Annotated in this window: 12 protein-coding genes; all 12 read left to right on the top strand. The window is 58.4% G+C overall.

Annotation, left to right across the window (positions count from 1 at the left end):
- On the top strand, positions 1-762 hold the full coding sequence (locus B5D49_RS00695) for a thiamine pyrophosphate-dependent enzyme (RefSeq protein WP_078715732.1): 762 nt from the start codon (positions 1-3) through the stop codon (positions 760-762).
- The gene (locus B5D49_RS00690; protein WP_078715731.1) at positions 752-1,309 is read left to right on the top strand and encodes a 2-oxoacid:acceptor oxidoreductase family protein; all 558 of its coding nucleotides are present in this window, start codon (positions 752-754) and stop codon (positions 1,307-1,309) included. The genes B5D49_RS00695 and B5D49_RS00690 overlap by 11 nt, the downstream gene beginning before the upstream one ends.
- On the top strand, positions 1,302-1,517 hold the full coding sequence (locus tag B5D49_RS00685) for a 4Fe-4S binding protein (protein WP_078715730.1): 216 nt from the start codon (positions 1,302-1,304) through the stop codon (positions 1,515-1,517). The genes B5D49_RS00690 and B5D49_RS00685 overlap by 8 nt, the downstream gene beginning before the upstream one ends.
- Positions 1,518-1,570: 53 nt before the next feature.
- A complete protein-coding gene (locus B5D49_RS00680) occupies positions 1,571-3,718 on the top strand; it encodes an acetate--CoA ligase family protein (protein ID WP_078715729.1) in 2,148 nt (715 codons plus the stop codon).
- Between the two features lie 37 nt (positions 3,719-3,755).
- A complete protein-coding gene (locus tag B5D49_RS00675) occupies positions 3,756-5,081 on the top strand; it encodes an NAD(P)/FAD-dependent oxidoreductase (protein WP_078715728.1) in 1,326 nt (441 codons plus the stop codon).
- A gap of 94 nt (positions 5,082-5,175) precedes the next feature.
- Entirely contained in the window at positions 5,176-5,553 is a 378-nt protein-coding gene (locus B5D49_RS00670) for a RidA family protein (protein ID WP_078715727.1), read from the top strand.
- A gap of 65 nt (positions 5,554-5,618) precedes the next feature.
- Positions 5,619-6,974 carry an MFS transporter gene (locus tag B5D49_RS00665; protein WP_078715726.1) on the top strand — a complete coding sequence of 452 codons (1,356 nt, stop codon included), beginning with the start codon at positions 5,619-5,621 and terminating at the stop codon, positions 6,972-6,974.
- A 251-nt stretch (positions 6,975-7,225) separates the two neighbouring features.
- Complete coding sequence (gene lpxB / locus B5D49_RS00660; RefSeq protein ID WP_078715725.1) at positions 7,226-8,350, top strand: lipid-A-disaccharide synthase; 1,125 nt, start codon at positions 7,226-7,228, stop codon at positions 8,348-8,350.
- Complete coding sequence (gene proC / locus B5D49_RS00655; protein WP_078715724.1) at positions 8,347-9,138, top strand: pyrroline-5-carboxylate reductase; 792 nt, start codon at positions 8,347-8,349, stop codon at positions 9,136-9,138. The genes lpxB and proC overlap by 4 nt, the downstream gene beginning before the upstream one ends.
- Before the next feature lie 120 nt (positions 9,139-9,258).
- The gene (locus B5D49_RS00650; protein WP_078715723.1) at positions 9,259-9,636 is read left to right on the top strand and encodes a YhdT family protein; all 378 of its coding nucleotides are present in this window, start codon (positions 9,259-9,261) and stop codon (positions 9,634-9,636) included.
- Positions 9,633-11,117, top strand: coding sequence for a sodium/pantothenate symporter (gene panF / locus B5D49_RS00645; protein WP_078715722.1), 1,485 nt, complete (start codon positions 9,633-9,635; stop codon positions 11,115-11,117). Before B5D49_RS00650 ends, panF begins: the two co-directional genes overlap by 4 nt.
- Positions 11,118-11,473: 356 nt before the next feature.
- Positions 11,474-13,687 (top strand): heavy metal translocating P-type ATPase, encoded by a 2,214-nt coding sequence (locus B5D49_RS00640; protein WP_078715721.1) that lies wholly within the window; start codon positions 11,474-11,476, stop codon positions 13,685-13,687.

The raw sequence follows: 13,687 nt of genomic DNA, 5'->3' as shown, positions 1-13,687 counted from the left end.
ATGGAAAACCTGAGTAAGAAATTCGGCAAGACATTAAACCTGGATAAGCTCACGAGCTACTGCCCGGGCTGCGGCCACGGCATCGTGACCCGACTCGTGGCCGAGGCCATTGAGAATCTGGGCATTATGGAACGCACCATCGCCGTTGTGGGCATCGGCTGCGGCGGATTTTCCCATCATTATATGGATATCGACGCCATCGAAGCCACGCACGGCCGCTCTCCCTCCTTTGCCGAGGGCTACAAGCTGGCCATGCCGGAGAATATCGTCTTCACCTACGCCGGTGACGGCGACACCAGTGCCATCGGTCTCGGCGACCTGCTGCATGCCGCCAACAAGGGCATGCCCATCACCACCATCATGGTCAACAACACGGTGTTCGGCATGACCGGCGGCCAGATGTCCCCCACCACCTTGGAAGGACAGGTGACCACCACCACGGTCAAGGGCCGTGAAGTGCCTCGCCAGGGTTACCCTCTGCTCGTACCCGAGATGATGCGCTCCATGGAAGGCGTAAAGTACCTGGCCCGCGAAACCGTGGCCAACCCCCGGGGCATCCGCCGCGCCAAGAAGAGCATTCAAAAGGCGTTCGAATGCCAGGTCAAGGGCTTGGGCTATGCCTTCGTGGAAGTCATCGTCCCGTGTCCCACCGGGTTCAAAATGAAGGTCAAGGACTCCTACACGCATTGTGCCGAGAATATGGTGGAGTACTTCAAACCGCAGGTTTTCAAAGACGAAACGGAGCAGGGCGATGTTGCATAAGTGCATGTTTTCTGGATCGGGCGGACAGGGGTCCGCGCTTATGGCCAAGATGGTCTGCCTCGGCGCCATCAAGGAAGGTCTGAAGGTCGTCATGACCCAGACTTACGGAATCGAACAGCGCGGCGGCGACTCCACCGCATTCGTCATCGTTTCCGACGAGCCTATCGGCAGCCCCATTGTCGAGAATGACGCCGACGTCGCCGTTGCGCTCAGCCAGTCCATCTACGACAATTGCTTTGAGGGCGTCATCCCCGGCGGCAAGCTCTACACGAACTCTTCCATGATCGAGTCCCCCAAGCAGGCCGAAGGATTCGAGCAGGTTTGCCTGCCGGTTTCCGACACTGCCGTGGAACTGGGTACCGTGCGTTGCGCCAACATGGTCATGCTGGGCGCTGTTCTCGCCGGATCCGGGTTGCTGAAGCTGGAGACAGTGGAAGAGGTGGTGAAAGAGACCATGGGCAAGAAAAAGCCCGAGTTGGTTGAGCTGAACATCAATGCCTTGCGCACCGGCTATGCCGCCGTGGAAAAGGAGTCGGGAAATGAGTGAAAAGCGCCACATCATTGACGCCAAACGTTGCAAGTCCTGCGAGTTGTGCGTGGATAACTGCCCCAAAGGGGTTCTCGCCCTGGGTACGGCCATCAACGCCAGCGGCTACAACTATGTGTATCAGGCCAATCCGGACAAGTGTGTTCTTTGTGACATCTGCGGCATCGTGTGTCCCGACATGGCCATTGGTGTCGTCGTCGATAATTAAGAGTTCTCCATTCCCGGCGTGTGTCGGGAATGGAGCCAATAAGGAGTTTCTCCATGAGTGATCTGGTTCCCCTGTTTCAACCCAAAAGCGTTGCCCTGATCGGCGCTTCTTCCAACTCGAAGAAGTACGGGTACTGGACAGCCAAAAGCCTGATCGAAAACGGATTCGAAGGGGATATTCATCTTATCTCCCGTTCCGGGGGCGAAATTTTCGGACACCCCACCTACCCGGACATCCTTTCCGTTCCCGGTGAGGTCGATCTGGCCATCATCGCCATCGCGCCCAAGTTCATCCTGCCCGTCATGGAGCAGTGCGTGGAAAAGGGCGTCAAAGCCGCCATCGTCGTGTCCACCGGATTCGGTGAAACCGGTCCCGAGGGCAAGGAACTGGAGCGCCAGATGCTCGAAATCGCGCGCAAGGGCAATATGCGCGTGCAGGGTCCGAACTGCATGGGTACATACAGTTCGGCCAAGAGCATGAACGCGAGCATCATTGATCTGGCCCCCGGTCCCATGAGCTTGGTTCTGCAGAGCGGCAACTTCGGCATCGACATCAACTTCAACGCCAAATCCAGGAATCTGGGGTACAGCTGCTGGGCCACCATCGGCAACCAGATGGACATGCGATTCCATGATTTTGTGGAATACATTGAGTCCGACGACAATACCAAAGTCCTGCTTCTTTATATGGAAGGGCTTCGCGTGGAAAGCGAGGAAGACGGACGCAAATTCATCCAGGCCGCTCAGAAAACCGCGGCCCGCGTTCCCATCGCCGCCATCAAGATCGGCCGTAGCGCCGCTGGTGCCCGTGCCGCTGCTTCGCATACCGGTTCCCTGGCCGGCAGTGAAAAGGTCTTTGATGCCGCGCTGAAGCAGGCCGGCGTTATCCGCGTGGACAGCCCTGGTCAGCTGCTGGACGCTGCCGAGGCCTTCTCCAAGTGCAAGCCCGCCAAGGGCAAGCGCATCGCCATCCTTACCGATGGCGGCGGTCACGGCGTTATGGCCACGGACTTTGCCGAGAAGTTCGACCTGGAAGCCCCGGTGCTCTCCGATGCCACGCAGGAAAAACTGCGCGAAGTGCTTATGCCGCACTGCCCCATCAAAAACCCCGTGGACCTGGCTGGTACGCCCGAAGCCGACATGTGGGTCTTTGACCGCTGCCTGGATATCCTGTTGAAGGATCCGGATGTGGATGGCGTGGTCATTGTCGGTCTCTACGGCGGGTACGCCGATTTGTCCGAGGAATTCCGCGTCCTGGAAATGGACGTGGCCAAGAGCATGACCGAAAAAATCGCGGCTGCCGACAAGCCCGTGGTCATGCAGTCCATCTACCAGCCGCAGCACCCCGAGTGCCTGGAATACATCAGCGAAAACGGTGTGCCCGTCTTCGGCGAGGTGGATGCTGCCATCCGCACCATGGGGTTGATCACCCAGTACAGCGACGTGAAAAAGGCGCTGGCGGAAGAGGCCGACGGCGAATTGCCGGAAATGCCCGCCGACCGGAAGGAAAAGGCTGCCGCGATCATCGCGTCGGTCAGGGAATCTGGTCGCTCCAATCTGGTGGAAACCGAGGCCCGCGACATTCTGCGCAGCTATGGTCTGGACCTCACACAGGACTATCTGGCCACCAGCGCGGATGAGGCTGCGGAGTTCTACAACAAGATCGGCGGCAAGGTGGTCATGAAGATCGTGTCGCCCGACATTCTGCACAAAACCGATGCCGGGGGCGTGGCCCTGAGCATTGATTCCCCGGAAAAGGCGCGTGAGGCCTACGAGCGGTTGGTCAAAAACGGTCTCACCTACAACTCCGACGCAGACATCTTCGGCGTGATGATGACGGCCATGCTCCCGGCCGGCGTGGAGTGCATCATTGGTTCAAGCTACGACAGCACGTTCGGTCCCACGGTCATGTTCGGCCTGGGCGGTATCTTCGTGGAAATCTTGAAGGACGTTTCGTTCCGGGTCGCTCCGGTGAACATGCCTTCCTGCCGCAGCATGATCCGTGAAATCAACGGGTTGAAGATGCTCCAGGGCGCTCGAGGAACCAAGCCCTGCGATTTGGAAGCACTGGCGGAAGCCGCGTGCATCATCTCCCAGCTCGTCACTGAACTGCAGGATATCGCGGAGGTCGATCTCAACCCTGTGTTTGCGCAGGAGAAGGGATTGTCCATCGCGGATGCGAGAATCATATTGCACAACTGAGTGCGCTGTTTGAACATTTCAACAGAAGGGTCAAACCATGCAAGACGTTAAATTGTACCCCACGACTACGGGCCAGAGCTGGATCGAGCTATCGCCTTACAAGCACCACGCTTTTAAGGACCATGCTGAAATCCGCGACGAGTACGACTACATCGTTGTCGGTGCCGGTTACGGCGGTCAGGGAGCCGCCCGCCACTTGGCCGAGCTGCATCCGGATGCGAAGATCGGCGTGTTTGAGGCCATTCGCATCGGTGACAACGACAGCGGCAAAAATGCCGGATTCATCATCGACGTGCCTCACGACTTTGGTGACCAGGGCGGATCCTCCTTTGAGGAAAACCAGAAGTACTTCGAACTGAACACCTTTATTATCAATTGGATGGAGCAGACCATCAAAGATAAGGGTATCGAAGAGATCGACTGGGACCACTGCGGTAAGTACCTGGCCTGCGCCGAGACCAAGAGCTTCAAGCTCATGGAGCATGAAATCTCGGATCTCGAAAAGATGGGCGTTTCTTACGAAGTGGTGGAAGGTGAAGACCTGTATCGTCGTACCGGAACACGGTATTACAAGAAGGCACTGTACACCGAAGGCACTGTGCTCATCAACCCGGCCGAAGTCCTGCGCGCGCTGTTCAGCGTCATGCCCGACAACGTGGACGTGTTTGAAGAATGCCCGGTCATGCGCATTGAAGAGAATGCCCCTTCGGGCATCGTGCTTCGCAACGGCAAAAAGGTGAAGGCCAAGATCGTCATCGTGACGGGCGGTCCCTTCATTCAGGAATTCGGCATTGTCAAGAACGTGTTCTGCCCCGTGCTTTCCTACGGCGCGTTCACCCGCCAGTTCACGGATGAGGAAATGAAGCACATGGAAGGCGTCAAGCCCTGGGGTGCTACGGCCGGTCACCCGGCTGGAACCACGGTTCGCTTCACTCGCGACAACCGTATCTTCGTCCGTAACGGCTTCTCTTTTGCCACGGATCTGACGACCTCGCATCAGCGGATCAAGCGCTCCATTCCCAAGCTGCGCAAGGCGTATGAAAATCGCTACCCCGAATTGAAGCACGTGAACTTTGAGTTCATCTACGGCGGCATGATCAACATGACCATGAACAACCGCCCCCTGATGATGCAGAAGTTCCCCACGGTGTTTGCTTCGGCCTGTGGCGAGGGCGCGGGCGTCGCCAAGACCAGCCTCATGGGCTACTACCTGGCCGAATGGGTCAGCGGCATCCAGAGCGAGAATCTTGAGTTCCTGAAGAAGATCGCCACGCCCAACAAGCTGCCGCCCGAGCCGTTCCTGACCATGGGTGCCGAGCTTCGCCTCATGTGGGAAGAGTTCAACGCCAAGACGGAAATTTAACCCCTCACCCCTAGCTGACTCCTGCCAAACGGAAGGGTGCCGGACTTGCCCCCGGCACTCTTCCCAAGGAGCCTTACACCCAAAGGAGACGACAATGGAATTTTTCAACTCCAAGCAATCCGCTGAACCCGTTGGCCCGTATAGTCATTGCGTCAAAGCCGGCAACACGTATTACGTTTGCGGTCAGGTTCCGTTCCACCCCGTTTCCGGCAAGGTTGTCGGTATCACCATCAAGGAACAGGCCTTCCAGACGTTGTACAATTTGAAGGCTGTTCTGGATTCCGCCGGTCTGGATGTCTCCAACATTGCCAAAACTCACGTCTACCTGGACACCATGGACGACTTCGAAGGGTTCAACGAAGTCTATGCCGAGTTTATGGGTGATCATCGTCCGGCACGTTTGTGCCTTGCCGCCAAGGAGCTTGCCCACGGCTGCCTGCTGGAGATGGATGCGATCGCCTATAAGGAATAGTTGTCTATTGCCTTGAAATACAGTTGCTTTTAGAGGGAAACGATTGCCCGAAAGGGGAGGTAGTGATGGCGTCAAAGGCGAAAAATTGTATCAGTTTTGAAGAGGCTCCGTTCTCGCCCATTCATAAAAAAATCGCGGTTGGCACCTTTATGGGCCAGATCTGTGATGGATATGTTCTGGGCATTGTCGGCATTGCGCTGACATATGCTACGGACATCCTGAATCTGGATGGTTTCTGGATGGGCCTTGTGGGAGCGGGAGCGCTCTTCGGCATCCTGCTGGGAAGTCTGATGACGGGCGTCATCATCGACCGCACCGGAAGAAAGTCGGCCTACAAGTTAGTGGCATTGGTCACGCTGGTGTTGTCGGTGATTCAGTTCTTCCTGTCTGATCCGCTGACCCTTGTGATTGTTCGTTTCGCTCTAGGCATGTGCGTGGGCGCGGACTACACCGTTGGTGTGTCGCTCCTTAGCGAGTGGACCCCGGAGCGCATCCGCACCAAGATGATGAGCTGGCTTATGGCCGCCTGGACCTTCGGCTATATCATCTCCTACTTCCTGGGCTTGTTGATCGGCTCCATGGGCGACCTGGGCGACAACGGCTGGCGCTGGATCATCTCCTCCTCGGCCGTGTTTGCATTGATCACCTACGTGATCCGCATCGGCACTCCCGAATCTCCGCGCTGGTTGCTGGCCAAAGACCGCGCCGCCGACGCGCTGGCCTTGGTGCGCGAGCGCATCGGTCAGAACTACGCCCTGCCCACCGATGAAGAAGAAGTGGCTTCCGCTTCCTTCTCCCGGCTGTTCAGTAAGGAACTGTGGCGCAATACGGTCACGTCCTGCACCTTCTTCCTTTGCCAGGTGCTGCCGTTCTTCGCCATCTCCATCTTCCTGCCCGTGGTTGTGGAAGGTCTGCACATGGGCAACTCGCATGCGTCGGGCATGCTCTATAACGGCTTTACCCTGGTCGGCGTGTTCATCGGTATTCTGATTGCCGATAAGATTTCCCGCCGCGCTTTCCTTATGTTCACTTTCTACGGCGCGGGTGCCATCCTGGCCGTCATGACCATCTGGCAGGACATGCCCCCGACCATCGCTCTGGTCCTGCTTGGTGCGTTCTCCACGGTCCTGGCCATCTCCATTGTTGCTGAGTGGCTGTATCCGCCGGAGCTCTTCCCCACCGAACTTCGGGGTTCCGGCGTTGGCCTGACGATTGCCGCGAGCCGTATCGGCGCCGGCATGGGCACTTGGATGCTTCCGGTTATCACTGAGCAGTACGGTGTTACCGTGACCCTCACCTGCTGCATCGCCACCCTCGTTATCGGTGGTGTTGTCTGCCAGCTGCTCGCTCCGGAAACGTCTCCCAAATACGTCAACAGCAAGGCCTCACCCGCCGTCTCGGTTGGACAAGCCAGGGTTTAGACCGCACCCTGCGTAGTAGTCCCCTCAAAGGTGATGTCCTCCGGTACCCCGGGGGGCATCACCCCACTTTTACGGACCGTTTCCTGGTTGGCTTTGGTCGTTGCTTTCAAAAAACGCATACTTTACGTACCGGACGCGCTTTTCGAGCTGAAATATATGTTTCGTTCTTCGCTCCCCAGTGTTGTTGACCCGTCCGCGCTTTGACCCTTCAGGGCCGGTTTGGGGGGGGCGGTGAAATGTGAGGAGGGGAGATGACACGCAACATCTGGATCAACTGTAGTGAAGCGTCCGGCGACATGTACGCTGGAGCCTTGGCCGGGGAGTTGCTTCGTCGGGAACCCGTCCTGCGGGTCGGCGGCATGGGGGGCCATGCCCTTGCCGGTGCCGGGGCGGATGTGCATTTCCCCATGAGCCGTCTGTGCTTCAATGGGTTTCTGGACGTGTTGCGCGGATTGCCCGGAGTGTTTCGTCTGCATCGGGAGATTACGCATTTCTGGAAGCGGAATCGGCCCGATGTGGTGGTCATGGTGGATTGTCCCGACTTCAACCTGCCTTTGGCCAAAGCTGCCCATGCCATGGATATTCCGGTGTTGTATTTTATGGCCCCGCAATTTTGGGCCTGGAAGCAACGGGGCATCGACGTGATGCGCCAATGCGTGGGCAAGGTGCTTTGCGCCCTGCCTTTTGAACAGGATTATTTCCATGAACGGGGCTGCCGCCCCTTGTATGCGGGGCATCCGTTGCTTGACATGCTGCCGCTGGGCGGGTTGGACCGGATGATCCCCGACCCCAGCCGGATCGGCATTATGCCGGGAAGTCGCCGAAAGGAAGTGGCTTTCCTGCTGCCAACGTTTGCTGAGGCCGCAGCCCGTATCCATGCGCGTTTGCCCTGGATGAATTTCACCATAGCCCGGGCACCCGGAATTGATCGGGATTTTCTGCGACGGTGCTGGACCGTGGATGTACCGGTGCGCATCGTGGAACCGGAAGAACGTTTCCAGATGATTCGCAAGTCCAGCATGGTGCTTGCCGCGTCCGGAACCGCCACCCTGGAAACCGGACTGATCGGTACGCCCACCATTGTGGCGTACAAAATAGATCGACCCGCAGCGTATTTGATTCGAAAACTGGCATTTTCAAAATTCGTCAGCCTGACCAACATCCTTTTGCAGCGTGAGCTGTTTCCGGAATATCTCCAGGAACGGGCCAACCCTGCCAATATTTCCAGCCAGGCGCTGAACTGGCTGAACAACCCGGGGATACTGCTGGATGTGCGCTACACTCTGCGTAAGCTTCGGCATGTGGTCGGCCCCGCTGGAGGGATGCGGGTCGCGGCGGAAACCGTCCTGGCGGAACCAAATGGAGGTTTGCTATGAACATCGGATTTATCGGAACCGGGAACATGGGGGCGGCCATCATCGAAGCGCTGTCCGGGATGGAAGGCATTACGCTGTACGGCGTGAACCGCACCCGTTCCAAGCTGGAGGAGTTGGCGGCGCGAACCGGGCTGATCCCTTGTGGTGATGTGCGGGAATTGACCGAAAAATCGGATTTTGTGGTGCTTGCGGTCAAGCCGCAGCAGGTCGGCGAAGTCTGGCCTGCCATGGTTCCGGCGCTTAGCAGCGACAAGTGCATGATTTCCATCGCTGCCGGTCTGACATTGGAAAGCCTGCAGCAGAGCATCGGACACGCCTGCCCGGTTATTCGAGTCATGCCCATAACGCCCGTGCTGGTCAAGGAAGGCGTGACCGCGGTTTGCCTGGACGACAAGACCCTCACCCAAGAGCAAAAGGACGCGGTGCAGCGTATCTTCAGCCCGTCCGGCGACGTGCACATCGTGGCCGAAAACCTGTTTGACGTGTTCACCGCGCTTATTGGATCAGGACCGGCGCTGTTGTTCCATTTGATGGAAACCCTGATCGAATCCGGCGTGGAATTGGGAATCGAGCGGGCCGCGGCCTCGCGTATGGTCAAGAAATTGTTCCGGGGAGCCGGGATCATGGCGGAACAGTCCGAGCAGCACATCAGCCTGCTCAAGGAGATGTCCATTGCTCCGGCCGGGACGACCAACGCGGCTCTGGCCCACTTTGAGCGGACCGCCATCCGCGGCAATATCATGGACGCGATCCGCAAGGCCTACGAGCGCAGCATAGAACTTGGTTGACAGGCAACGCCGGATGCATGAATGAATTACAGGCGGGAGGGTGCGCTGTGGACGGGAAGCCGTCTGACCGGCCGCCACCCGCCGGTTTTTTGTGTATCGCGCAACAGAGTAGGTGAGACCATGTGGAAGGATAAACGGTTTCGACAGGCCAACCGCGAGGCGCTGCTCGCCTTGGCCGCATACGGCATCTATTTTCTCTGGTGGTATGGCTTCGGGTATGGCCTGGGCGACGCCGACCCGGACAACTATACGTATGTTTTCGGTTTCCCCGCATGGTTCTTCTATAGCTGCCTTTTGGGGTATCCGCTGATCACGCTGCTGCTCTGGGTTCTGGTGCGGCTGTTTTTTAAGGACATGCCCTTGGATGCCGACCCTGTGGAGGAATCCGCTTCCGGTGTTGACGGGGGATCCGGGACCGTAAACCCTGGACCCTGCAGTGTGCAATCCAGGGCTGCTGCGCCTTCACCTGCCCAACAGCATGGGAAGGCGGAAAAATGAGCGGATCCATGGAGATCATTCTTCCGGTCATCGTCTATTTACTGTTGTCCTTTGGTATTGCCCTCTGGGGCCGGAGACGGGCTTCCGACGGTTCTTCCCAAGGATTTCTCGAAGAATATTTTCTTGGCGGCCGATCCATGGGCGGATTTGTGCTCGCCATGACCATCATTGCCAGCTACACGAGCGCCAGCAGTTTTGTGGGCGGCCCGGGCGTGGCGTACCGTTTCGGTCTGAGCTGGGTGTTGCTCGCCATGATTCAGGTTCCCACGGCCTTTCTCACGCTGGGCGTGCTGGGGAAACGGTTCGCTATTGTGGCTCGCAAAACCCGATCCGTGACCATCACGGATTATCTGCGCGCCCGATTCCAGAGCGACACCGTGGTCATCCTGTGTTCTGTGGCGCTGGTCGTGTTCTTCATGGCCGCCATGCTGGCCCAGTTCATCGGCGGGGCGCGCCTATTCCAGGCCGTGACCGGGTATCCCTACGCCGTGGGCCTGGTGCTTTTCGGGGTGAGCGTGGTGCTGTATACGGCGGTGGGCGGCTTTCGGGCCGTGGTGCTCACGGATGCCATCCAGGGTGTGATCATGGTGGTGGCCGTTGTGGTGGTCCTTTTGGCGGTTATTGAGGCAGGCGGCGGTGTGAGCCAATGCATTGGCGCGCTCAAGGACATGGATCCCGGGCTGATTACGCCCACAGGACCGGACAATGCGGTTTCCAAACCGTTTACCCTTTCATTTTGGGTGCTCGTGGGCATCGGGGTGCTTGGCCTGCCCCAGACAACGCAGCGGTGCATGGGCTACCGGGATTCACGGGCCATGCATGACGCCATGCTCGTGGGAACCCTGCTTATCGGTTTTATGATCCTTTGCGCGCATTTGGCCGGAGCCATGGGGCGAGCCGTGTTCCCGGAGCTTCCGGCCGGGGATCTGGCCATGCCCACATTGATCGTGGAACTGCTGTCGCCGTTTTGGGCCGGGGTATTCATTGCCGGGCCGCTGGCCGCCATCATGTCCACGGTGGACTCCATGCTGCTGTTGGTTTCCGCGGCCATTATCAAGGATTTGTATATCCAATACCGGCTTAAGGGCGATGCTTCCAAACTGCCGGTCATCACGTTGCGGCGGGCGAGTTTCCTGGTGACGCTGGTCGTCGGCCTGCTGGTTTTTCTGGCGGCCATGGAGCCGCCGGATCTGCTGGTCTGGATCAATCTGTTCGCTTTTGGCGGTCTGGAGGCGGCGTTCCTGTGTCCCATTGTGCTGGGATTGTATTGGGAACGGGGGACATCCTTTGGCGCGGTATGCTCCGTGATCTGTGGTGTGGGCATTTTCGTGGCCCTGGTGCTGCTTAAGCCGGATATGGGCGGCATTCATGCCATTGTTCCCACGGCCTTGGTTTCCGCGGCAACATTCGTGCTTGGGTCGTATCTGGGACCACGCGGTCCCATGGAACCAAGGGCAGCACGGGCTTCGGCAAAAAACTGAGCGGCGCAACCCGCAGGGCCAGACCGACCACGGAGGGAAATCCCTCGCGCTGATCCCTTCCTTGGCGGATCACTCCCTGTTGATGCCATAGCCGAATATCTCTTCTCCTCACTCTTGGGTTCCCATGATCGCCATGTGAAGGGCGGTTGGAGCCGGACGGATATCTCGTTGATGCGGGATATCCGTCTCTTTTTTGCGTGACAGTGAAGACGATTTTCATTATCAGTGACGGGCGGACGCACACGAGCGGGGACTCTTTTTGAAGCCAACAGTGCGTCCGGCCACTTTTTTTTGAGATTTGCTGTCAATCTCAGAGGTTGCCCAACACGTCACGAAAACTGCATAGCTGGATCACCGTGAAAAAACACATTCGCATCAAGCATTCCATTCCCGGCAGAGTTCGATTCTCCATCCGCAGTCTGCACAAAAACCAAAGCCTCGCGCATGTCCTGGACGCCGAACTGGGGCGCCAGGCCACCGTGGAAAGCGTGCGCGCCAACGTCTTGTGCGGCAGTTTGGTGGTGCGTTTTGCCCCGGACAAGATGAAACCGGCAGAGCTGCTGGCCTTGCTGGAAGCCATTCTTGGGGTGGGGGGGCATTGCCCATCCTGTGGGGTCAAAACACCGGCGTGCGCTTCGGAATTATGCGAGTGCCGGGCGTGTTCCAGTACCAGGGCCGGATGCAATCCCGTGAAAACGGCCCTGCGCCGTTTTGTGGCCGTGAGTTCGGTCATGGGCGTGGTTTTTGTGCGCACCACGATTTTGGGACTAACGGTGGCCGAGACCGCGCTCAGTCCGCTGGGGTTGGTGGCCATAGGGCTTTCTGTCCCCCTGTTCCGTAAGGCATACGAGCAGTTGCGGTGCAAACGCTTTACCCTTGAGGCGTTCCTCGGTGCCAGTTGTGTGGCAGCAGTGGCCGCCGGTGAAGCGCTCACCGCGTTTGAAGTGCTCTGGATTAATTCCGGAGCCGAACTGGTCAAAGCCTGGATTACGGAACGCTCCCGCAAGTCCATTGGGGAAATACTGCGCGATACCTCGCACCATACGTTCATTCTCGTGGACGGCGTGGAAGTGGAGCGCGAGGTAAGCGATTTGCGAGAGGGCGACGTGGTGGTCCTGCATACCAGTGAAAAGGTCTGCGTGGACGGAGAAATTGTGGATGGAGAGGCGCTTATGGACGAAGCGCCCATTACCGGCCGATCCGACCACGTGGCCAAGGGGGTGGGCGATGCGGTACTGGCCGGAACATTTGTCCGGCAGGGCGTGATTTATGTGAAGGCCCGGGAGGTGGGCGACCGCACATATTTGGCCCGGGTTCTCAAAATGGTGGAAGACTCACTGGAAAACCGTGCTCCCATTGAGGGCGTGGCGGACAGGTTGGCCACGAACCTGATTCGCGTGGGGTTCGTTACCACGGCGGGCACCTGGCTGCTCACGGGCAGCTTGTACCGTGCATTCACGGTGCTGTTGGTCATGGCCTGCCCTTGCGCCACGGTGCTGGCGGCCTCCACTGCGGTTTCCGCAGCCATCAGCGCGGCGGCCCGGCGCAATATTCTCATCAAGGGAGGACGCTATCTGGAAGAGGTGGGCAAGACCGACACTGTTTGCTTCGATAAGACCGGTACGCTGACCACCAATGAACCGATTTTGGCCCGCATCGTGACCCTGAAGGGCATCAGCGAAGCGCAGCTCCTGCAAATGGCGGTTTCCGTGGAAATGCATAACCACCATCCCCTTGCCCAGGCCATCAAGAACGCCGCGGATGAGCGAAAGCTGAAGGCCAAGGCGCATACGGTCTGTGAATATTTCCTGGGTATGGGCATGCGTGCCGAAGTGGACGGACGCGAGATCCTCGTGGGCAATCGGAAACTTATGGAACGGCATGGGGCGGAGATGAACGGCTCCGTGACCCAGGCCGCTCCGTTGCGGCGTCAAGGCCGGACCGTGCTGTTCGTGGCCGAGGAGAAAACCGTGCGCGGATTGCTCGCTTTTGACAATCAGACCCGGCCGCAAAGTCGGGAGGTGGTTCGCAGGCTTCGGCGCGGCGGCGCGGACGATGTGGTGCTCATCACTGGCGACGAACCCAATACTGCCAATAATCTGGCGAAGAATTTGGGAATCGCCAACGTCCATGCCTCGGTTATGCCGGAAAACAAGGCCGACATCGTCAAGGCGTTGCAGAAAGAGGGAGCAGCCGTGCTCATGGTTGGTGACGGCGTGAACGACGCTTTGGCGCTGGCCCAGGCTGACGTGGGCGTGGCCATGGGCGCGGGCGGCAGTGAGGTGGCCATCGAGGCCGCGGACATCGCACTCGTGAACGATGACCTCGCAGGCCTGGTGTACGTGCAGTCGTTGAGCCAGCAGACGCTTCGTGTGGTGCACCAGAATTTTTGGATCGCCACGGGATCCAACCTCGCGGGGGTGGTGTTCGGGGCCATGGGGATGTTGACGCCGATCATGGCCGGGATGATTCATATCGGCCACTCGTTGGGGGTGCTGGCGAACTCGGCCCGTCTGTTGCGGTATGCGCCTCCGGCCCTGGAATCGGCTACAAAAACAGAGGAACGGTAG

Origin of the sequence: Paucidesulfovibrio gracilis DSM 16080 (assembly GCF_900167125.1) — a bacterium.
Classification (GTDB): Bacteria; Desulfobacterota; Desulfovibrionia; order Desulfovibrionales; family Desulfovibrionaceae; genus Paucidesulfovibrio; species Paucidesulfovibrio gracilis.
This window is presented reverse-complemented; position numbering and strand designations above follow the sequence as displayed.